We start from the raw sequence: 20,714 nt of genomic DNA, 5'->3' as shown, positions 1-20,714 counted from the left end.
ACAAAAAACCCGGCCAACATCGCCGGGTTTTTTTATGATCAGAAGTACTTCCGCAAATACTCCGTCAAGCAGAGGATCGCCATTGCCTGACCGTACGGCATCGACGTCAGCGGGATCTGACGGTAAAACGCCAGATCGCTTCCCATCCCGGTTCCGAACGACGTTTGTAGCAGCTCCCCTTCCGGCGAGATATTTTTCACTATTCCTCGAATGGCTTTCTCCGCGACATCAGCATACTCCACCGCCACATAGCGCTTACGCACGGCTTTGAGAATACCGTAGGCAAAGCCTGCCGTGGCCGACGCCTCCAGGTAGGAGTCCGGATCGTCGAGCAGCGTATGCCACAGACCACTGTCGTCCTGACATGTCGCCAGCGCAGCGATCTGCGCATTGAGCACCTGCGTCAGATAGCGGCGCACGGCGTTGTTTTCCGGCAGCTCGACCAGTTCGAGGAAGTCCGGGATCACGATGGTGAGCCAGCTGTTGCCACGCGCCCAGCGGGCATGGGCAAAGTTATGGTTGCCGTCATAGTTCCAGCCGTGGAACCACAGCCCGGTCTCCCGGTCCATCAGGTTCTGCACGTGCAGCAGGAACTGGTACACTGCCTCCTCAACGTATTCCGGTTTGTTCAGCAGCTTGCCAATTTTGGCCAGCGGCAGCACCGTCATCATCAGCGTATCATCCCACATCTGCTGCGCGTTCTCTTCCGCCAGGGTAATGTGCTGCATGCCGCCGTGTTCGGTACGGGGCATCTCGTGCATCGCCCATTCCGCCCAGCTCTCCAGCCACGGCAGCCAGGCCGGGTTTTTGGTCTCTTCATAGCGGTACGCCAGCGTCAGGAACGGCGACATGGTATTGACGTTTTTGGTGGTTGCCCCTTCCGCAAAACGGTCGGCAAACCAGGCGTCAATAATATCACGCATCCCTTCATCGCCGGTCTGGCAGTAGTACTGCCAGATACCGTACAGACCGACGCCATGCGTCCACTCCCACCCTGACCAGCCTTTGGTATCTATGACGCGCCCGTCGTCCAGCCGCAGCAAAAATTCACCCGTTTTGTCGTGGATATTGACCAGGTTATGCGTCACCTTCTGAATCAGCGATTTCAGCTCGTCCCTGGCGATAAAACGCTCTGGCTGACGCAGTAAGGGGCTATGTTTGACAGGCCAAACTTTCATCATCTTAACCTCTGTTGTATGTCGAATTCAGTACCGCACGTCCCTTCAGCGAAGGCGCCACCGGCTTATGGCGATTGAGATAACCAATGTTGTTATTGCCCCACAGGGATTCGAACGGCATACCGGCCAGCATTTCCACGGTGGCGCGGGCGTGCGGGGTGGCCGCTTCAGGCATCGCATGGCCGGACGCGCGCATTTTCGCGGTCTCTTCGCGCAGCGTGCTGTGGGTTTGCAGATTGAGCCTGAAACGCAGGGAGACCAGGAAGCCGCAGAACAGCACCAGAAGGGTTCCCACGCTTAAAATCAGCAGAATGGTGTGGCTTACCTCGGCAGGCTGGGTTTTCTGACCGCTGACAAACCCGGACATCTGCATCACGATCCCGACCAGCATTACCGCACCGGCCTGAGACGCTTTTCGGGTCAGTGTCATGATGCCGGCAAAGATGCCCTCGCGACGCTGGCCGGTGATCACTTCGTCCACGTCAGCAATGTAGGTATAGGTGTTCCACGGCACATAGTTGATACCGCCGCGACCGAGACCGGCAACCGCTGAGATAAGCAACAGCAGCGCGTAAACGTCGCTCAGTCCGGCGTAATACAGCACGGCGTAAGAGAGAGAGGCCAGGCCAAACAGCACCACCACCATGCGGTAAGACGGGGCAGGTCCAAAGCGAATGCACAGCGGGATCATCCCAATCACGGCGAGGAACTGGAAGATGGCCATCGTGCCCAGCAGGTTTGACGCCATTGAGGCCTCCTGCATCAACACAAACACCACGTAATAGGTAAACACGGCGTTGAAGACATCCTGGGCGATATATCCCCCAAGGTACATGCCCAGGTGCTGACGGAAAATCTTGATGCGCAGCGTCGAGCTTAACTCCACAAACAGGCGGTTCAGGCTCTGGCCGAGGGTCAGTTTTTTCTTCTCTTCTTCCGCGCGCAGGGCCGCTTCGGACCACTCCTCGCGCGGGCGCTCCCAGGTGAAGAACCAGACAAAGGTCAGCATCAGCGCGCACAGCACCGAGAAGACCAGGCTTGCGTAGAAGAAAGAAATCGCGTTGTCTTTCCCAAAGTGGGTCAGCAGGATCCCCGGCAGGAACGAAGCCAGGATCGCGGACATCTGCGCCATCGAAATACGCGCACCGGAGAATTTGGTTTTCTGTTTAAAGTCATCGGTCATTTCCGGTACCAGCGTTTCATACGGCACCAGAATCATGGTATAGACGATATCGAAGACCAGATAGGTCAGCAGGTAGTACCAGAAACTCATCTCCCCAACCCACATCAGGGAGTAGCTGAAGACGCAGGGAATACCGAGCAGAATAAAGAACTTGCGGCGGCCAAAGCGTTTGCCCAGCCAGGTCGTGCCAAAGTTATCGGTCAAAAAGCCCATTAACGGGCTGACCACCGCATCCAGCACCCTTGCCGCCGCAAAAATAAAGGTTGCTTCAATCGGGGTGAGTCCACAGAAGGTTGTATAAAAATACAAAAGCCAGGCCGCCGTCAGCGCGGTGGTTCCCGCGCCGAGGAAATCCCCTGCCCCGTATGCAAGATAGTTTGCGAGTCCAATTTTTCGTGTTTTCATTGCCGTCAACCCTAATCAGTTTTAGGAGCCCCCTGTAAGCAAACCTCATCCGGGAGTTTTTACACGGCTACAGTAGAATTAACGCCCTGTGGAAACCTTTCTGTTTCTGCCATCACACCGCAGGGGTTGGCAAAAACGCAAAGAGTGTCATTACGCGCGTCACTGATTTATAAAACAGTGTTTCTTTTACTTCAAAAGGCGAGGTCATTTTTGCGAGCCCGCTATCATTATCCTTGATAACGGGCGTTGAGGCGGGCAACTAGCGGTAGTTAACGATAACGGAATTACTCTGCACCTTGAGCGCCGGGATCAAGCGTCCGCCGCCTGGCACCTCCCAGATAAAGCGTAAAGGCTCTACAGCAGGTACGCCGTTGAACGCCTGGGTAGTGCCATTCTCTCCGTCGATTTCCGTGCAGCGGCTCTGGGAGCACAGACGCACCTGCAGCCCGGCGGGCGTCGGGCCAATCAGCGTGTAGTTCCACACCACCAGGCTCATCTGACCGGACACCGGTTCAGAGGGTGCCAGCGGGCGCGACGACATCGCCACGCCACGGTTGCTGAGGGTCACGCCAATGCTGCTGGCCTGCCAGGTACCTTCACCGGCGGCCTGCGCCACCAGCGGGAAGAGTAAGAGCATTAACCACTTACGCATTATTTACCTCCAATCGTCGCCGTCATACGAATATGGCGATTATCAGACAGCTCCAGATTCGACAGCACAACCAGCTGGTTCAGGCTACGACGCAGGAAGCGTGACAGCAGCGGACGTAGCGCATGGTTAACCAGCAGCACCGGTGGCGCCCCCAGCATCTCCTGGCGCGCCAGCGCCTCCTGAGTTTGCGCCAGCAGACGGTCCGCAAGACCTGGCTCCAGCCCGCCACCGCCCTGCAGGGCCTGCAGCAGCAGGCGTTCCAGCGGTGTATCAAGGCCAATCACCTGCACTTCACCGGTGCCCGGGAACCACTGCTGCGTGATTGCGCGGCCCAGCGCCACACGCACCACCGCCGTCAGCTCGTGCGGATCGCTTTGCAGCGGCGCATGCTCGGCGAGGGTTTCCAGAATGGTGCGCATATCGCGGATCGGCACTTTTTCATCAAGCAGGTTTTGCAGCACCTTATGCAGCGTGGTCAACGTCAGCACACCCGGCACCAGATCTTCCGTCAGCTTCGGCATCTCCTGGCTCACGCGGTCAAGCAACTGCTGAGCTTCCTGGCGGCCAAACAGCTCTGCTGAGAACTGCCCAATCAGGTGGTTAAGATGGGTGGCCACCACGGTACTGGCTTCCACCACGGTATACCCCTGAATTTGCGCCTGCTCTTTCAGCGCGCTTTCAATCCAGATAGCGGCCAGACCAAACGCGGGATCGATAGTCTGTTCACCCGGCAGCGTACCGGCGGCTGTGCCCGGGTTAATCGCCAGCCAGCGGCCTGGATACGCATCACCGCTGCCAATCTCTACCCCTTTCATCAGAATACGGTAGCGTGCTGGCGGAAGATCCATGTTGTCGCGGATATGCACAACCGGCGGCAGGAAGCCCATATCCTGAGCGAATTTTTTACGGATACTGCGAATGCGGCCAAGCAGCTCGCCATCCTGCTGGAAATCGACCATCGGGATCAGACGGTAACCCACCTCCATCCCCAGCGAATCTTCCAGCTGAACGTCGTTCCACGTGGCTTCCACGGCCTGCGTGTTCTCCGGCATTTTAACCGGCACAGGTTCTGCCGCCGGTTTCATTTCGCGGCCACGCATCCACCAGGCCAGGCCCAGCAGCGCCGCCGTGAACAGCAGGAACACCAGGTTCGGCATGCCCGGCACCAGGCCGAGCAGACCCAGCACCGCAGCCGCCAGCAGCATGACGCGCGGGTTGCTGAACAGCTGCCCGACCATCTGCTCACCAACGTCCTGATCGGTACTGACGCGGGTGACGATCACGCCCGCGGCGGTCGAAATCACCAGCGCCGGGATCTGGGCCACCAGACCGTCACCGATGGTCAGCAGCGTATAGCTTTCCGCCGCGTGTCCCATGTCCATGCCATGCTGCAGAACACCCACCAGCAGGCCGCCCACCACGTTAATCACCATGATGAGAATGCCCGCGATGGCATCACCACGCACAAACTTACTCGCACCGTCCATCGAGCCGTAGAAGTCCGCTTCCTGGGTCACTTCCGCACGGCGTTTTTTCGCTTCATCTTCCGCGATGAGTCCGGCGTTGAGGTCGGCGTCGATCGCCATCTGCTTACCCGGCATCCCGTCCAGCACAAAGCGCGCACCCACTTCCGCGATACGCCCCGCACCTTTAGTGATAACCATAAAGTTGATGATAACGAGGATGACGAACACCACGATGCCGATGGCAAAGTTACCGCCCACGAGGAAGTGGCCGAACGCTTCGACCACTTTACCGGCCGCTGCCGCACCGGTATGCCCTTCCATCAGGATGATACGCGTGGACGCCACGTTCAACGCCAGTCGCAGCAAGGTGGTAAACAGCAGGATGGTCGGGAACGCCGCGAACTCAAGGGTACGCTGGGTGAACATCGCCACCAGCAGCACCATAATGGACAACGCAATGTTGAAAGTGAAAAGCAGATCGAGGATGAATGCCGGCAGCGGCAATACCATCATCGACAGGATTAGCAGGATGAGGATCGGCCCGGCAAGGATCTGCCATTGGGTCGATTTCAGGTTGCCGGGCAGGCGCAACATTGCCACCAGATTAGCCATCAGTGTCCTTCTCGTTCATAAAATCCAGCGCAGCAGGCACCGGAAGGTTCTCAGGTTTCACAGGTCGTTGACCGCCGGCCAGACGCCAGCGTTTCAACTGCCATACCCAGGCCAGTACTTCCGCCACGGCGGCGTAGAGTTGTCCTGGGATCTGTTGTCCAATTTCAGCGTGGCGGTACAACGCTCGCGCCAGCGGCGGTGCTTCCAGTATTGGCACCCGGTTTTCCGTGCCAATCTCGCGGATGCGCAGGGCGATTAAGCCCGCCCCCTTCGCCACCACTTTCGGCGCGCTCATTTTGTTCTCGTCATACTGCAGCGCAACGGAATAGTGGGTCGGGTTGGTGACGATAACGTCGGCTTTCGGCACATCTTCCATCATCCGTCGACGGGCGGCGGCGCGCTGCATCTGGCGGATACGCCCTTTCACGTGCGGGTCACCCTCCATCTGCTTATATTCGTCGCGGATATCCTGGCGCGACATGCGCAGTTTTTTGAAGTGGCTATACAGCTGGAAGATAACGTCGAATCCCACCATCGGGATGATGCTGAGGACCACCAGCAGCGCACAGAGTCCAACCAGATTCAGCGCATTGCTCATCGCGGTAAGAGGAGATTCGCTGATAAGCCGCATCATTTCCGGCCAGTTATGCCAGAGGTAAAATCCCGCAGCACTGCCCATCAGCGCCGCTTTGAGAATGGCTTTAAGCAGTTCAGCCCCGGTCTGGGCGGAGAACATTTTCGCGATGCCCGACAGCGGGTTCAGTTTGGAAAATTTCGGTTGCAGCGATTTGGTGCTGAAGACCAGGCCGCCGAGCATCACCGGCGAGATCAGCGCAACCAGCACAACCCCGGTAATGAGGGGCAGCAGCGCGACCATGGCCCCTTTAATAAGCTGAATAATCTGGCTGAGGATAAGGTTTGGGTCGTTGACCATACTGTGGTCGAAACGTAAGCCGGCAGAGAGCATCCCCGCCAGTTTTCGGGCGAGCGACTCCCCACCCCACCAGATGATGCACACACCCACAATAAGGATCAGCAGGGATGTCAGCTCTCGGGATCGGGGGATCTGCCCTTCCTCACGCGCTTTTTCAAGTCGGTGGGGTGTGGGGGCTTCTGTTTTGTCGTCGTTCTCTTCTGCCACAGTGCATGCCCGGCCTGTTAAGTCACGGGTATCATGCCAGCGCAGCGGAAATCCAATGGCGGGAAAAGCCCGTTTATTCGGGCTCTTTTCGTTGATTCTGCGTTAACCGCCTCAGGTGCATGAGCCCCTGAGGCGGAAAGGCGTATCAGAAGCCGAGGCTGTCCAGCAGGTCGTCTACCTGATCCTGGCTTGCCACCACGCCCGCTTTGGTGGCGTCGAGCTGTGGGCCATTGAGCAGGCTTTCGTTCTCGCGTTTCGGACGTGCAGCCGGTTCCGGGATGTTCTCGAGCAGCACCATCAGCAGCTGACGTTCAATCTCCTGAATGACATCCATCATGCGCTTGATAACCTGACCGGTCAGGTCCTGGAAATCCTGCGCCATCATGATGTCCAGCAGCTGAGCGTTGGTAAAACTGGTGTGGCCCGGTACATCGCCCAGGAACTGACGGGTATCCGTCACCAGCTCGCGGGCATCCGCCAGCTCGATAGGGTTCTCAAACCACTCATCCCAGCGTTTGGTGAGCGCCTTCGCGCCCTTTTCCATCGCATCCTGGTGCGGTTGTGACGCTTCAACGCTGTTCAGCGCACGTTCAGCCGCTTGCGCGGTCATCTGCACAACATAGTCCAGACGGTCACGCGCGTCAGGAATTGCTTCCGCCGCTTCTGCGATAGCCTGGTCCAGCCCCAGTTCACGCAGGCTGTCACGCAGCATGCGTGTCAGGCTGCCGATGCGGGCAATGATATCGCTGGGCGAATGTTCTTCAACGGGTTTCATAGCAGGTTGCATCATAACCAACACCTCACATGCCGAGTTTCTCGAAGATCTTACCGAGCTTCTCTTCCAGGGTCGCCGCGGTGAAAGGTTTCACCACATAGCCGCTTGCGCCCGCCTGTGCCGCGGCAATGATGTTCTCTTTTTTCGCTTCTGCGGTCACCATCAGCACCGGCATTGAAGCCATGCCCGCGTCCGCGCGGATGGTTTTCAGCAGTTCCAGACCATCCATGTTCGGCATGTTCCAGTCAGAGATAACAAAACCAAACCCGCCCGCCTGCAGTTTGTTCAGCGCATCCACGCCGTCTTCTGCTTCTTCAACGTTGTTGAAGCCCAACTCTTTCAGCAGGTTGCGCACGATGCGACGCATGGTGGAAAAGTCATCCACAACCAAAAACTTAAGCTCTTTATCCGCCATAAAATAATACTCCTGAGTCAAATACGTATTGCCTGTCCGGCACTGATTTTCGCCAGCATCTGCTGGCTTACCTGGCTAAGATCGACCACTTCGCTCACGCCACCCATATTGATGGCCTCGCGCGGCATGCCGAACACCACACAACTTGCTTCATTCTGCGCAATCGTCCAGGCGCCAGCCTGGTGCATTGCAAGCATTCCGGCGGCGCCATCGTTGCCCATCCCCGTCAGGATCACCCCAACGGCGTTGCGCCCCGCATGTTTCGCCACCGAATGAAACAGCACATCCACCGACGGACGGTGCCGGTTAACCGGCGGCCCGTCATGAATTTTGATTTGATAGTTAGCGCCGCTGCGCGCCAGCTCCATATGCTTATCGCCCGGTGCGATATAGGCATGCCCCGGGAGTACACGCTCGCCATCTTCCGCCTCTTTCACGCTGATCTGACACAGCTTGTTCAGACGCTCCGCGAACGAGCGGGTAAAACCTGGCGGCATATGCTGAGTGATCAGAATACCCGGACTGGAAAGCGGCAATGGCTGGAGTACATGGCGAATTGCCTCTGTTCCTCCGGTTGATGCGCCAATCACCAGCAGTTTTTCCGAGCTGAGTAACGGCCCCGCCTTCAACGTTGCCGGGACAGCCGTTGGCGTGTGAGCGGCGAGTTTGGCGCGCGACGCGGTGCGGATCTTCTCGGCGATCATTTCGCTGTAGGCCAGCATGCCTTCACGAATGCCAAGCTGGGGTTTGGTGACGAAATCCACCGCCCCCAGCTCCAGCGCACGCAGGGTGATTTCCGAACCTTTCCCGGTCAGGGATGAAACCATCACCACCGGCATCGGACGCAAACGCATCAACTTCTCAAGGAAATCTATGCCATCCATGCGCGGCATCTCGACATCCAGCGTCAGCACGTCGGGGTTATATTTTTTAATTAAATCCCGCGCTACCAGCGGATCCGGCGCGGTAGCGACCATCTCCATGTCGCTGTGGCTATTGATGATTTCAGTCATGATCTGGCGCATCAGCGCCGAATCATCGACAGACAATACCCTGATTTTACTCATGCTTTTTCCTTACTCAGCGCATATACCGTTTGCCCACGCAGGCTAAACTCACGCACGAGGTTGCTGAAGTTTTCCGAGTGCCCGGCAAACAGTAAACCGTCAGGCTTGAGCAACGGAACAAACCGACGCAGAATGTCCTGTTGCGTCGTTTTATCAAAATAGATCATGACGTTACGGCAAAAAATGGCGTCGAACGGCCCCGGCACGTTGTACTGCTTATCCAGCAGGTTAACCGGCGCGAATTCAACACAGTTCGCCAGCTCCTGACGCACGCGCACCAGCCCTTCATGCGGGCCGGTACCGCGCATGAAGTAACGCTGTAACTGCTGAGGCGACAGCGTCTTCAGTTCATCCTGGCGATACACGCCGTTACGCGCCTTCTCCAGCACTTCGGTATCAATATCGCTGGCGTACACTTTCCAGCGTCCCGGCGCCATTCCCAGGGTATCGGCAAGGGTGATCGCCAGCGAGTACGGCTCTTCACCGGTCGAGGCCGCCGCACTCCAGACGCGATACTCCCCACTGCGGCGACGGGCGTGCTCTGCCAGCACCGGGAAGTGATGAGCTTCACGGAAAAAGGCCGTCAGGTTGGTGGTTAACGAGTTGATAAAAGCCTGCCACTCGGCGCTGTTCTGGTTCGCTTCGAGCATGCTCAGGTAGCGACCAAAATCATCCAGCCCCAGCGTACGCAAGCGCCGTACCAGACGGTTGTAGACCATGTCTCGCTTATGGTCAGCAAGCACGATCCCTGCACGCTGGTAAATTAACTGACATATCCGACGAAAATGCGCGTCGGACAGCGCGAGGCGCTGTGTCATCTGCAACAATAATGACGTTTGCCCTGGGGGCATTGGTGATGTCATAGCGCCTTCTTAATTACATTCAGGATACAACTGGCACGGCCTGCGACCGCCCGACTTCTGTTACTGCTTCAACATGCTCTTTGACATTAAATACCGCGACCAGCCCGGTCAGATGATCGGCCTGACTGGCCAGCTGATCGGTTGCCGCTGCCGCTTCCTCCACTAACGAGGCGTTCTGCTGCGTAACCTGATCCATCTGGCTTACCGCCTGGGCCACCTGCTCAATCCCGCGACGCTGCTCATCAGACGCCGAGGCAATTTCCCCCATGATGTCGTTCACCCGCGTCACGGAGGTGACAATCTCGTGCATGGTTTTCGCCGCCGTATCCACCAGGGCGGAGCCTTGCTGAACGCGGGAGACGGACTCTTCAATCAACCCCTTGATCTCTTTCGCCGCGTTGGCGCTGCGGCTCGCCAGGTTACGGACTTCACCCGCCACCACCGCAAACCCACGCCCCTGCTCACCGGCACGCGCCGCTTCCACAGCCGCGTTCAGCGCCAGAATGTTGGTCTGGAAGGCGATACCGTCAATCACGCTGATGATGTCGCCAATTTTCTGCGAACTGGCGGCAATGTCCTGCATGGTGCTGGCCACATGAGACGCCTGGTCGCCCCCCTTCTTCGCCGTCATTGCCGCCTGTTTCGACAGGTCAGACGCCTGACGGGCGTTATCAGCGTTCTGGCTTACCGTCGCGGTCAGCTGTTCCATGCTGGCCGCCGTCTGTGCCAGCGAAGCCGCCTGCTGCTCAGTGCGGGAAGAGAGATCGTTATTGCCTGCCGCAATCTCTGAGATCCCGGTGTGCATGGCATAGCTGCCCTGACGCACATCGGAGACCGTTTCCCGCAGCGATCCCTGCATGGCCTTCAGGCTGGCAAAGATCGCCGAAATTTCGTTTTTGCCAAACACCGCCACCGGACGCGCCAGATCCCCCTTCGCAATGCTGTCGAAGTGGCTGCTGATAATGGCCAGCGGCTGAACAATCATCCTGCGCGACCAGAGCAGCGCGGCACCGGTCAGCAGCGCCGCCAGAATCACCACCACAGTAAAAATCACCCCGGACATGTGGTAGCTCGTACGGCTGCTCTCCCCTGCGCGCTGCACAAACTGGTTAATGTCCTGCTGCCAGGCGTTAAAGCTGTCATCAAACGCCGCCTGTGAGGCCTGCACCGGCGCGGTCATAAAGTCCGAGAGCTGGTTGTTCTCAAGCCAGGTCGCCTGGTGATCCAGATCGCTGTGCCACTGTTCAAAGTTCTTTTTCATGGCAGCTTTCAGCGCTTTCCCTTTTTCGCTGACATCGTCATGTGCAATGAACGTTTTGAACTGCGCGTCGGCCTGCTTAAGGCTGTTGCGCGCCGTCGCCATCAGCGCCTTGATATCATCCGGCGGATAACTCAGCGCGGTTAAGGTTCCTGCCTTGTTCAGCGCAGTGCTTGCCTGCAACAGCACGGCACGCGTTTGTGCCAGTGCGGAGCGCTGCTGATTACTCGCCTCAACTTCCTGCAAATTCTGATAACCATCGCGAAACGCCCAAAAAGACAACCCGTTACTGCCAACCTGCAACACACCGCATAGGATCAGAATCAAAAACAGTGTGGTCGAGATACGAATACGATTTAACATCCACGCTCCCATCAAGCGGCAAGCAGCCGCGGTTTAAATGTCAGTCAAAATGTTTCCCAGTTTTCATCTTGTCCGGTCGTCGCAGTGCGGGTACGCGTGGCCGCCGACTCAGCGGCTGGCGCACGATACGTGGCTTGCGGGGTGACCGTATTTCCAGCGAGTGAAGCGAGACGAAACGCCGAGACGGCCATCTTCAGACGGCTCGCCTGGTCTTCCAGCGCAGCGGCCGCCGCAGCGGACTCCTGCACCAGGGCGGCGTTTTGTTGTGTCACGCGATCCATTTCCGATACCGCCAGGGCAACCTGGTCAATACCACGACTCTGCTCATCAGAGGCAGAGGCGATTTCACCCATGATGTCCGTTACGCGGGTAACGGCATTCACGATGTCATTCATGGTCTCCCCTGCGCTTTCCACCAGCACGGAGCCGGTATCCACACGGGAAACGGAGTCTTCAATCAGGGCCTTAATCTCTTTCGCCGCGTTAGCGCTGCGGCTGGCGAGGTTACGCACTTCGCCGGCCACCACCGCAAACCCACGCCCCTGCTCACCCGCACGCGCGGCCTCAACGGCGGCGTTCAGCGCCAGGATGTTGGTCTGGAAGGCAATGCCGTCGATCACGCTGATGATGTCAGCGATTTTCTTCGAGCTGTCGGCAATTTCATGCATGGTTTTCACCACCCCATCCACCACCCGACCGCCGCGCTGCGCCGTCTCGGACGCGCTCTCTGCCAGCTGAGAAGCCTGACGCGCGTTATCCGCGTTCTGCTTCACGGTGGCGGTGAGTTGTTCCATGCTGGCCGCGGTCTCTTCCAGCGCGGAGGCCTGTTGTTCGGTACGGGAAGAGAGATCGTTATTGCCCATCGCAATTTCGCTGGTGCCGGTGTAGATGGCATCCGTGCCGCTACGCACGTTGGCAACGGTATCGATAAGCGAACGCTGCATGTGGTCTACGCTGTTGGCCAGTTCGGTGATTTCGTTACGCCCGGAGACGGTGAGCGTTTTGGTCAGATCGCCGCCGGCAATCTCGCGGATGTGGGCAATGACGCGGCCCAGTGGGTTCAGCAGGCTATGGCGAATGCCGTACCAAACCGCGATCAGCACGATCACCAGCGCCAGTGCCATCACCGCCATCTGCCATTTGGCAAAGCGGTAGTCATTCTGGCTTTCCGTAAAGGCCGAGTGGTAGAGATCTGCGCTGGCTTTGGCGTATTCACCCAGCGCCGCGCCGAGCCCGTTTTGCATCCCCTGGGTCGGCTGGGCGAAATAGGCGTCCATGTTGCCGCTTTCCAGGAACTGGATAAGCTCCGTCAGACCGGCATAGTAGGCGTTGTATTTTTCATCGATATTCTGGCTCACCTGCTCCATGGCAGGCTGCGGGGTGATCTTCTTGAAGGTATCGTAATGCTTTGCGGCATCCGCAAGGGTTGCGCGGGCATTTTTCAGCAGATCGGTTTTCGCACTGCTCTGCTGATTGTTGGGATCCATCATCATGCGCGCGGAGGAGCGGCTCAGGTTGATACGCGTTTGCAGCATCAGATCCCACGTTGAGGTGAGTTCACTCTGCTGCAGGCGCAGGTCGTTTGAGGCGGCGAAACTGTCCTGATTCTGCTTTAACGACGAGAAAAAAAGCCCACCGGAGATAAGCTGAAGTAGTGCGAAAATGACCAGCACCATCATGAGCATTGTGACAACGCGGATACGGTTCAACATACAACACCTTCTCATAGATTTATTAACGGTGTTATCGGCACAGGCCACAGGAACTTTACATTTGCGAAAGGGAAAAGCGCGGGCCTTAAAACGCCACGTCTACGATCAGCGTGTCGGTGTAGGTTCCGGCGGGGGGTGTGGCTTGTGTGGTCAGGACTTTGGCGGTGTAATTGTAGGTACGCAGTAAACCGTCGGTACTGATCTGCGACGACGTCGCGCTGGTCCAGCGCTCGGTGCCGCTGCTGCCCCAGCGGTTGGTGGTGGCTTCTTTATAGATGTCGTAACTCATGTAATTACTGCCGCTCACCATGCGACGAACGTTGTTCAGCGCGTTGGCACCATTGTTAATCCCTATGGTATAGGTACTGCCTTTGGTGCAGGTGACGGCAATCGCCTGCGAGACGGTGGGAAAACTTTGTACCAGCGGCGCGCTGTTGAAATTCACGTCCGGCGTGGTCATGGTGCTGCAATCGTTAGTGACGGTCATGTTGAGAAGGATCGTGGTGGTGGCCGTGCCGGTTTGCGGCGTCAGGCAAAGTCCGGCAGCGCCAACGGCACAAACGTTGTAATTAATGCTGAATGTCAGCAGCACCTGATACGGCCCGGCCGAGACGTTCTGCCCCGGCACCGTGCGGAAATAGAGCGGAATGTTGTAGCGCTTCGACCCCAGCAGCCCGAGCAGCGTGTTCCCGCTCCAGGTATAGGCATTACCGATCTGCACTTCGCTGCTACCGCCACAGCCGGAGGCCGCGCACAGGCGCGTGGGTATGACATCGGTAATAGCCGCATTGTCCGTGCGCTTCAGGGTGGCGCGGCTGTTGGCGAAGATCGATGCCGAGGTGTAAGTCAGCGTCACCGAGTCGTTGGTAAGCAGGTTGAGGACCGTATCGCAGGCAACCACCAGCGTGCCGGTGGTTTCCACTTCCCCGGTTCCGCTCAGCGCGAACGAGGTCACGCTGCCAAACGACGCATTCACCGTACTGACGGTGCAGGCCGCGCCGCTGGCACCGGAGAAGAGCAGCAGAATCACCAGCAGAAAACGCGTCACCGTACCTCCCGACATACCAGCGGCCCGTAGGTTTGCAGCCTGTGTTCCGGGTTCGCGCCAACGGTCAGCGTCGCCTGGCACCGTTTCCCCGTCGGGGTGATCACCTCCAGCGAATTGACGTCGCTGAGATTTTCCAGCCACGCAATCCCGTCATATCCCACCACCGCGTTGCTGCGCGAGGCGCGTCTGACCTGGCTGCCCACCGGAATAGCCTGCCCCTGCGCATCCTGCAGTATGACGCTGGCCACCCGCTCCTGCTCCATCGGGAAGTCCACCAGATAGCCACTGTGGCGGCGCATCGCGATCCGGCGCTCGGTCTCTTTCAGACGCGTATCGGCAGGCAGATTCAGGGTGTCAATGCGGTAACTGGCCGGGTAATAGGCTGATACACCGCTCACCAGCAGGTAGCCGTTGCGATTCGTTTTACCGACCGGCTGGTTCTCGTAGCTGACGGGCACATCCGGGTGACCATCGGTGCTGATCACCACAAAGGCGTCGTTGATTTTATTCGCCGCGAACAGTTCCCCGTCCATCAGCACAATGGAGCCCAGCGCCTCGCTCCACCAGGTCATCATGTCCTTTTCCCCGTAGGCCCCACCCTGCAGTTCGATATTGTTATTACGCCAGCCCAACGTTCCCTGCTGATAATTATTCGCCCGTGACTGATGTGCCCATGCCATGTTCCAGCTAAAACCGCCATCGGAAGGCATGGAGTGGTTGTAGTTGATACGCTGCGTGCTGCCTGCCTCCGGCGTGTTTTCGAAGGTGACGGCGGCGCTGTCCCGTTCCCCAAAGGGGACCTGTAACGAGAGTGCAACCGTCCAGTCCCCCCGCTGCTGATCACGGCTTGCGGCAAGATAGAGACTGCTCGCGCCCCACAGGTTGCGGCTCCAGGAGAGGTTAAGCAGTTCCGTTTTCTGGCTGTCAAAACTCTCCACGCCGATCCAGGCGGCCCCAATGTTGCCGTACTGCCCAAGATTAAAGGTCAGGGAATATTGATCGGTATTGCGGCTGAAGCTGGCGATTGGCCTGTCGTTTTCGTCATACACCGTCGGCTGGTCATAGAGGGCCAGGTTGCCAAAGCCGCGATCGCGTCGTGTATGTTGGGTCGCCAGGCTAAATTCGCTGGTGCTGTACTGATAGCCCCAGGCGATCTGCCCGCCCTCATCACCGCGCATGCGGCTTTGGGTATACGCGGTATTCACAACGCCAAAGCGTCCCAGCTTCACCACCGTCCCCGCCCCGCCCAGCGCCAGCGTCTCTGCACCCTCTGCGTGTCCCTCCAGGGTCAGCCAGTCCGTTACCCCGTAGCGATACGAACCACTGCCCGCCGCCGGACCGTAGTCGAAGTTATCAATCCCGTAATTACGCCGCAGGCTACCCAGCGTGACCGCCCCATCGCTCAGCCCTTGTTTGAGGAGTTCGCTGGTGACATAAAAGGGCAGCGTGGTGCTCACCTGACGTCCCAGCGCATCGGTGGTGATCAGTACCGCATCGCCGGCCCCGTTGATATAGGGCAGATTCGTTAAGGTGAAGGGGCCCGGCTGAAGCTGCGTGGAGCCAGACCGATAGCCATTAATAAAGAGATCGACCGAGGTGGGAACTGCTGCTTCTCCGGAGAATTCCGGCAGTGGCCAGGTCACCAGATCCGGGCGCAGGGAGAAATCGCGCCCGTAGCTGATCCCGCCCATGCGCACGCTGGTGCTCCAGCTCAGGGCATCGCTGATCACATCCCCGGCTGTCCAGGTGGTGGCGTCGTCTTCGTTAGTGATCAGCAGGGTGGTGTCATAGCGAACGTAACCCGCCTGCTGGCCATTATCGCCCGCGAAATTTTTCCGCACATAACCGGTTGAAGAGAGCGAACCGCCCTCATTGAAGTAGCGGAACTCATGCCAGAGTGAGGCCTGACCGCCAACATGTTCCGTGTGGTTGGTATACAGATCGTAATTCAGCAGCGCCCCACGTCCAAAGTGAGGTTTACTTTGCGCGGTTTGCCCGCCAAAGGAGGTCACCCGGGAGGCTACCCAGTCGCGAGGAACGGTCAGCAGCAGACGCTGTCCGGCGCTGTCATACGCCACACGAACCTGTGAAAGTGACGCGAGATCCACCTCGCCTGTCGGGACATGCTCCGGCGGCAGCCCGGCGCGCAACAGGTCGGCACTGGAGATGAAGTAAGCCCCTTTGCGCTGCGTCACGGGCACCACCAGACCGGTATCGTAGTGGTTCAGCACGAGGGCAAGCTGAAAAACCGCCTCATCGTTCACCGCCCGGGCCTCGGGAGGCGGCGGTAAACTGTCATCGCCGGGTTCAGCCCAGGTGCTGGTCGTGACGCAAAGCAGGATCATCATCGCCGGTTTCAGTTGACGGGCGTCGACTGCCATTGCTCATCCCTGGCATTAATCTGCGCGCGCATCTGGTCTGGCTGCCGAATGCCGGCCGGAATGGCCCAGCTGCGGGTACTGCCCGCCAGCACGTAGCCCAGCAATCCCTCGGCAACAGGACGTTTCTGCCCGTCCTGTACCAGCGAAACCTGGCTGAGTCTGACATGGACATCGCCCCGGTTGTTCACCTCCAGGTGAGGCTGTCCGCCCTCATGCGTTACCCGCCAGCTCAACGTGCGGGTATCCACCAGCGCATGGTGTGCCCCCTCTTTGCGTGTCGGGATCCCCTGCCCATAGACAAAAAGGGGAATGGAATAACGCATCTGCAGTTTGAGGCCGATAGCCGGTTCGGCTTTGTTATCCGGCTGAGGGATTTCATCGACAATAATGCGGTAGGCCTGTTCGACCCCCACCGGAACCGTCCCCTGTTTGATAAGACGAATAAGCTGTTTGCTGCCCGCTGCGATGGTGACGATGGGCGGGCTGGCGACCACATCCTGCTGGGTGCTGTAACGTTCGAACCCGCCCTCCTGCTTCCAGCGCACAATGCGTACCTGCATGGTGGTTGGGCTGTTCCCTTGATTCTGGATCCACAGCTCCGTGGCTTTGGCGTCTGCCGCCAGCCAGGGATCGATAGGCCATAACAGAATGGTGGCGGCCGCCTGTACGTGGCCTGCCGTCACGGCCATCACCCCCAGCAGACTTCCCAGACACATGCGCCTGAAATATGCCGTCATCGTCTCTCTCCCTTTATCACCATGACAAGGTCACGGTAAGCTGATCAGAATAGGTTCCCGCCGGGCTGAACCCGGTCAATAGCGCCACGCCAAACAACGGCAGCGCGATGTTGTTGCTGTTGGTATAGGTCACCGGAATCGCCTGGTTGACCCCTATTTCGCTGTTCGCCGCAAGTGAACTGCTGCTGTAAAGCCGGTATCCCACCACGTCGTTCCCGCCGTTGCGCGTCATTCGCCGCACGGAGGCGTAATTCTGCCCGCCGTTAATGCTCATACTCAGCGCCACGCCTGGCGTACAGGCGATCGAGAGTGCCCCGTTTGGTACGAAGCTGGTGCTCACCGGGGCACTCTCCACGCCGGTATGGGTACCGAAGTTCAGCGTGCCTAGTACGCCTCCGCTGCCGGTACTCACCGCGCAGCCTGGAACAATGGTTGCGCTGACCTTAAAGGACTGTGACGTGACAGCCTCAACCATGGGCGCCAGCCCCAGCCCAACGAGCAGGATGAAAAAAGGGCGCACGAGTCCTTCTGCGCGTTGGCGCAGACGCAAACAAGCGGTTTTCATGGCTGAATGGGTTTAGTAGGTTACGCTGACATTTATGGTGTCGGTGTAGGTTCCCGGTACCACCGTCACGCTGTTCCCCCCGCCGGTGATACGCCCGTAGAGGGTGTAACTGTCCACCCCGCCTGCCGTGGACGCGATCGGCAACGCCGCGTTATTCGCCACAACGTTATTAAACCCGCTGTCGCTGTACAGGCTGTAAGCCACACCCTGCGCCGTGTTGGTGGTGTTGATCAGATAGCGCGCGGGTGTCCCCGTCGTGCCAACGACGGTGCCCGGCGCAGTGGAATTGGTATTTCCGGTTATCGCCACCGTGTAGCTGGCGGTCGTACATTGAATCGTGAAGGTATTTCCCCCGCTGGCGCCGGTCAACTGCGTCGTCAGGGTGGAAAAGGTGGCAGGATGGGTCCCGAAATCCAGTGTCCCGAAGTTAATGCCGTTTTGGGTGGGTGATCCATTAATCAGACACCCGTTTGTCAATGTCAGTGTCGCGCCGATGGTGCCACTACTGGTGACCGCCAGCGCCTGCTGGGCGGTAGTCGCGGTTAACAGGATGACAGCGCAGGTCAAAAGGCGTTTTCTTTTCATTTACCACCCTCCAGAAGACGTCTCCGTTCACGTACAACAATTTAGTTTTAACGTTCAAGATGTTAGCCCCGCTAAATGCGCCTCCGAGGGGGTTATTGAGAATTTAGTTTATGGTTATCGCTTCGACCACCCACGTCCATTGACGTCATCCCTTTGTCTGATTGACGCATTAAGCATCTAAAAAACAGGGGCTTAGAGATTTTAAAAATGAATTTCTCAGCTTTCGCTTGAGGATATATCCATTAAAGTGTGATAAGCGTCACAATATATCGTCGGCGCATTAGCAACAAAATTAATAAAACTTAAAAAGGAGTTGTATCTACCCCCGCTTTACTTCAATTTATGTGCCGAATAATTTCCCGCGCTGTAATAAAAAATCCATATACATCGGCGCGGGCTACACCTAAAGCGCATAGAGGGTCTTTTTTCGTGGCAAGTGCAAACAAACTTACACTCTTCATCGTGATATTCATGCTGGCGGGTATTCTTTCAGGGGCGGCCATTCATGAATATGCATCAGCGGATGCCATCAAAGCGTGGTCGGATAACATTACGCTTCTCACCGATATTTTCCTGCGACTGATCAAAATGGTGATTGCGCCATTAGTCTTCAGTACGCTGACGGTCGGGATTATGAAAATGGGCGAAACCTCCACCATTGGCCGCGTAGGCGGTAAAGCGATGGTATGGTTTATCAGCTCATCGGTGCTGTCTATCCTGGTGGGGCTGTTTATTGTCACCCTGGAGCATCCTGGTAGCGGTCTGAACCTGACGATCCCCACAGAAGCGGTGGAGACGGGTCTGGCCGTCGGCGGCATGACGCTCAAAGCCTTCCTCTCTCATACCATTCCGACCAGTATCGCCGGGGCGATGGCGGACAATGAAATTCTGCAGATCGTCGTGTTCTCCATGTTCTTTGGCATTGGCGGCGCGTCGCTGGGCCAGAAATTCAACGCCCCGCTGGTCGCGGCGCTGGATGTGGTGTCCCATATCATGCTGAAGGTCACGGGCTACGTGATGTATGTTGCCCCACTGGCGATTTTCGCCGCCATCTCATCGGTGATTGCCACCCAGGGTCTCGGCATTCTGCTGAACTATGCGTCCTTTATTGGCGGCTACTATGTGGCTATCCTCCTCACCTGCATGGTGTTGCTGGCGGTGGGTTATATGGTGCTGAAAAAAGAGGTGTTCCGCCTGCTCAGCATGCTGAAAGATCCGGTGCTGGTCGCGTTTACCACCAGCAGCTCCGAGGCGGCTTATCCGAAGACCCTTGAGCAACTGGAACGTTTTGGCTGCTCACGCAGCATCGCCTCTTTCGTCCTGCCAATTGGGTATTCCTTTAACCTGGTGGGCTCGATGGTGTACTGCTCTTTTGCCTCAATGTTTATCGCTCAGGCGTACAACATTCATCTGAGCTTCTCGGAAGTCACCGTCCTGATGCTGACGCTGATGCTGGCGTCAAAAGGCATTGCGGGCGTACCGCGCTCTTCGCTGGTGGTACTGGCGGCGACGATCCCAAGCTTCAATATTCCGGTAGCGGGTATTCTGCTGCTGATGGGAATCGACCACTTCCTGGATATGGGGCGTTCTGCCATTAACGTGCTGGGTAACGGGATTGCAACCGCGATGCTGTCGCAGAATGAAGGAGCGCGGGAAGCCGAAGCGGAGCTGGTAGAGCAGGAAGTGTAAGAGTACAAACGGGGTGTGGCCTGATGCCCTCATCCCAACCCTCTCCCACAGGGAGAGGGAGCAAACAAAAAAAACGGCAACCTGGATTGCCGTTTTGCATTTACCTACGCTACATGGTTCGCCGCGATATCCAGCAACGCCATCTCTTCGCTGTTCAACAGCTTCTCGATGTTCACCAGAATCAACATACGCTCACCCAGCGCACCCAGCCCCGTCAGGTACTCGGTAGACAGCGTGACCGCAAACTCCGGCGCCGGACGAATTTGGTCAGACGTCAGTGAGAGCACGTCAGACACGCCATCTACCACGATACCGACCACGCGCTGCCCCAGATTGAGGACAATCACCACGGTGTTATCGTTGTACTCCACATCGCCCTGGCTGAACTTCACGCGCAGGTCAACGATAGGCACAATCACCCCACGCAGGTTGGTGACGCCTTTAATAAACGCTGGCGTGTTCGCGATGCGGGTAACCTGATCGTAACCACGAATTTCCTGCACTTTCAGGATATCGATGCCGTACTCCTCATCGCCTAAAGTGAATACCAGGAACTCCTGTCCTGATGGCTCGCCCGCCAGTTTCGTTACATTACTCATACCGGTCATGTTCTTACCCT

At 57.7% G+C, this 20,714-nt stretch carries 18 protein-coding genes; 1 reads left to right on the top strand and 17 read right to left on the bottom strand.

Going from position 1 to position 20,714, the window contains the following annotated elements; all coding sequences use genetic code 11:
* Window positions 1-38 precede the first annotated feature (38 nt).
* From EKN38_RS12645 to EKN38_RS12570, 16 genes are all read right to left on the bottom strand, one after another.
* A complete protein-coding gene (locus tag EKN38_RS12645) occupies window positions 39-1,178 on the bottom strand; it encodes a glycoside hydrolase family 105 protein (protein ID WP_050860163.1) in 1,140 nt (379 codons plus the stop codon).
* Window positions 1,179-1,182: 4 nt separating this feature from the next.
* Window positions 1,183-2,766 (bottom strand): MFS transporter, encoded by a 1,584-nt coding sequence (locus tag EKN38_RS12640; RefSeq protein WP_014832414.1) that lies wholly within the window; start codon window positions 2,764-2,766, stop codon window positions 1,183-1,185.
* 259 nt (window positions 2,767-3,025) lie between these two features.
* On the bottom strand, window positions 3,026-3,418 hold the full coding sequence (locus EKN38_RS12635) for a flagellar protein FlhE (RefSeq protein WP_014832416.1): 393 nt from the start codon (window positions 3,416-3,418) through the stop codon (window positions 3,026-3,028).
* On the bottom strand, window positions 3,418-5,496 hold the full coding sequence (flhA, locus tag EKN38_RS12630; RefSeq protein ID WP_014832417.1) for a flagellar biosynthesis protein FlhA: 2,079 nt from the start codon (window positions 5,494-5,496) through the stop codon (window positions 3,418-3,420). Before flhA ends, EKN38_RS12635 begins: the two co-directional genes overlap by 1 nt.
* Entirely contained in the window at window positions 5,489-6,637 is a 1,149-nt protein-coding gene (flhB, locus tag EKN38_RS12625; RefSeq protein WP_013096066.1) for a flagellar biosynthesis protein FlhB, read from the bottom strand. The genes flhA and flhB overlap by 8 nt, the downstream gene beginning before the upstream one ends.
* A gap of 145 nt (window positions 6,638-6,782) precedes the next feature.
* On the bottom strand, window positions 6,783-7,427 hold the full coding sequence (gene cheZ, locus EKN38_RS12620) for a protein phosphatase CheZ (protein WP_013096065.1): 645 nt from the start codon (window positions 7,425-7,427) through the stop codon (window positions 6,783-6,785).
* 10 nt (window positions 7,428-7,437) lie between these two features.
* A complete protein-coding gene (cheY, locus tag EKN38_RS12615) occupies window positions 7,438-7,827 on the bottom strand; it encodes a chemotaxis response regulator CheY (protein ID WP_008500431.1) in 390 nt (129 codons plus the stop codon).
* Between the two features lie 17 nt (window positions 7,828-7,844).
* The gene (locus tag EKN38_RS12610) at window positions 7,845-8,894 is read right to left on the bottom strand and encodes a chemotaxis response regulator protein-glutamate methylesterase (RefSeq protein ID WP_014832418.1); all 1,050 of its coding nucleotides are present in this window, start codon (window positions 8,892-8,894) and stop codon (window positions 7,845-7,847) included.
* The gene (cheR, locus tag EKN38_RS12605) at window positions 8,891-9,757 is read right to left on the bottom strand and encodes a protein-glutamate O-methyltransferase CheR (protein WP_014170664.1); all 867 of its coding nucleotides are present in this window, start codon (window positions 9,755-9,757) and stop codon (window positions 8,891-8,893) included. The genes EKN38_RS12610 and cheR overlap by 4 nt, the downstream gene beginning before the upstream one ends.
* 19 nt (window positions 9,758-9,776) lie before the next feature.
* Window positions 9,777-11,378 (bottom strand): methyl-accepting chemotaxis protein IV, encoded by a 1,602-nt coding sequence (gene tap / locus EKN38_RS12600; protein WP_014832419.1) that lies wholly within the window; start codon window positions 11,376-11,378, stop codon window positions 9,777-9,779.
* A gap of 44 nt (window positions 11,379-11,422) precedes the next feature.
* Entirely contained in the window at window positions 11,423-13,090 is a 1,668-nt protein-coding gene (tar, locus tag EKN38_RS12595; RefSeq protein ID WP_014832420.1) for a methyl-accepting chemotaxis protein II, read from the bottom strand.
* 85 nt (window positions 13,091-13,175) lie between these two features.
* The gene (locus tag EKN38_RS12590; protein WP_014832421.1) at window positions 13,176-14,138 is read right to left on the bottom strand and encodes a spore coat protein U domain-containing protein; all 963 of its coding nucleotides are present in this window, start codon (window positions 14,136-14,138) and stop codon (window positions 13,176-13,178) included.
* Window positions 14,135-16,519, bottom strand: coding sequence for a fimbria/pilus outer membrane usher protein (locus EKN38_RS12585; protein WP_126522105.1), 2,385 nt, complete (start codon window positions 16,517-16,519; stop codon window positions 14,135-14,137). Before EKN38_RS12585 ends, EKN38_RS12590 begins: the two co-directional genes overlap by 4 nt.
* Complete coding sequence (locus EKN38_RS12580; RefSeq protein WP_014832423.1) at window positions 16,495-17,256, bottom strand: molecular chaperone; 762 nt, start codon at window positions 17,254-17,256, stop codon at window positions 16,495-16,497. Before EKN38_RS12580 ends, EKN38_RS12585 begins: the two co-directional genes overlap by 25 nt.
* A 16-nt stretch (window positions 17,257-17,272) precedes the next feature.
* Window positions 17,273-17,821: a spore coat U domain-containing protein gene (locus EKN38_RS12575; protein ID WP_043951661.1), complete on the bottom strand. Its 549-nt coding sequence runs from the start codon at window positions 17,819-17,821 to the stop codon at window positions 17,273-17,275.
* Window positions 17,822-17,833: 12 nt separating this feature from the next.
* Window positions 17,834-18,406, bottom strand: coding sequence for a spore coat protein U domain-containing protein (locus tag EKN38_RS12570; RefSeq protein WP_014832425.1), 573 nt, complete (start codon window positions 18,404-18,406; stop codon window positions 17,834-17,836).
* A gap of 429 nt (window positions 18,407-18,835) precedes the next feature.
* On the opposite strand from EKN38_RS12570, the gene EKN38_RS12565 reads away from it, so the two are divergent.
* Window positions 18,836-20,095, top strand: coding sequence for a dicarboxylate/amino acid:cation symporter (locus EKN38_RS12565; protein WP_014832426.1), 1,260 nt, complete (start codon window positions 18,836-18,838; stop codon window positions 20,093-20,095).
* Window positions 20,096-20,199: 104 nt separating this feature from the next.
* On the opposite strand, the gene cheW is transcribed toward EKN38_RS12565, so the two are convergent.
* Complete coding sequence (cheW, locus tag EKN38_RS12560; protein ID WP_013096054.1) at window positions 20,200-20,703, bottom strand: chemotaxis protein CheW; 504 nt, start codon at window positions 20,701-20,703, stop codon at window positions 20,200-20,202.
* Between the last annotated feature and the right edge of the window lie 11 nt (window positions 20,704-20,714).

This window comes from Enterobacter sp. WCHEn045836, from assembly GCF_003965585.1.
GTDB classification, from domain to species: domain Bacteria; phylum Pseudomonadota; class Gammaproteobacteria; order Enterobacterales; family Enterobacteriaceae; genus Enterobacter; species Enterobacter dissolvens.
This window is presented reverse-complemented; position numbering and strand designations above follow the sequence as displayed.

Excerpts from the sequence above, each read along its gene's own strand:
- EKN38_RS12645 (WP_050860163.1), bottom strand. The coding sequence starts at position 1,178 with ATGAAAGTTTGGCCTGTCAAACATAGCCCCTTACTGCGTCAGCCAGAG.
- EKN38_RS12640 (WP_014832414.1), bottom strand. The coding sequence starts at position 2,766 with ATGAAAACACGAAAAATTGGACTCGCAAACTATCTTGCATACGGGGCA.
- EKN38_RS12635 (WP_014832416.1), bottom strand. The coding sequence starts at position 3,418 with ATGCGTAAGTGGTTAATGCTCTTACTCTTCCCGCTGGTGGCGCAGGCC.
- flhA (WP_014832417.1), bottom strand. The coding sequence starts at position 5,496 with ATGGCTAATCTGGTGGCAATGTTGCGCCTGCCCGGCAACCTGAAATCG.
- cheZ (WP_013096065.1), bottom strand. The coding sequence starts at position 7,427 with ATGATGCAACCTGCTATGAAACCCGTTGAAGAACATTCGCCCAGCGAT.
- cheY (WP_008500431.1), bottom strand. The coding sequence starts at position 7,827 with ATGGCGGATAAAGAGCTTAAGTTTTTGGTTGTGGATGACTTTTCCACC.
- EKN38_RS12610 (WP_014832418.1), bottom strand. The coding sequence starts at position 8,894 with ATGAGTAAAATCAGGGTATTGTCTGTCGATGATTCGGCGCTGATGCGC.
- cheR (WP_014170664.1), bottom strand. The coding sequence starts at position 9,757 with ATGACATCACCAATGCCCCCAGGGCAAACGTCATTATTGTTGCAGATG.
- tap (WP_014832419.1), bottom strand. The coding sequence starts at position 11,378 with ATGTTAAATCGTATTCGTATCTCGACCACACTGTTTTTGATTCTGATC.
- tar (WP_014832420.1), bottom strand. The coding sequence starts at position 13,090 with ATGTTGAACCGTATCCGCGTTGTCACAATGCTCATGATGGTGCTGGTC.
- EKN38_RS12585 (WP_126522105.1), bottom strand. The coding sequence starts at position 16,519 with ATGGCAGTCGACGCCCGTCAACTGAAACCGGCGATGATGATCCTGCTT.
- EKN38_RS12580 (WP_014832423.1), bottom strand. The coding sequence starts at position 17,256 with ATGACGGCATATTTCAGGCGCATGTGTCTGGGAAGTCTGCTGGGGGTG.
- EKN38_RS12575 (WP_043951661.1), bottom strand. The coding sequence starts at position 17,821 with ATGAAAACCGCTTGTTTGCGTCTGCGCCAACGCGCAGAAGGACTCGTG.
- EKN38_RS12570 (WP_014832425.1), bottom strand. The coding sequence starts at position 18,406 with ATGAAAAGAAAACGCCTTTTGACCTGCGCTGTCATCCTGTTAACCGCG.
- cheW (WP_013096054.1), bottom strand. The coding sequence starts at position 20,703 with ATGACCGGTATGAGTAATGTAACGAAACTGGCGGGCGAGCCATCAGGA.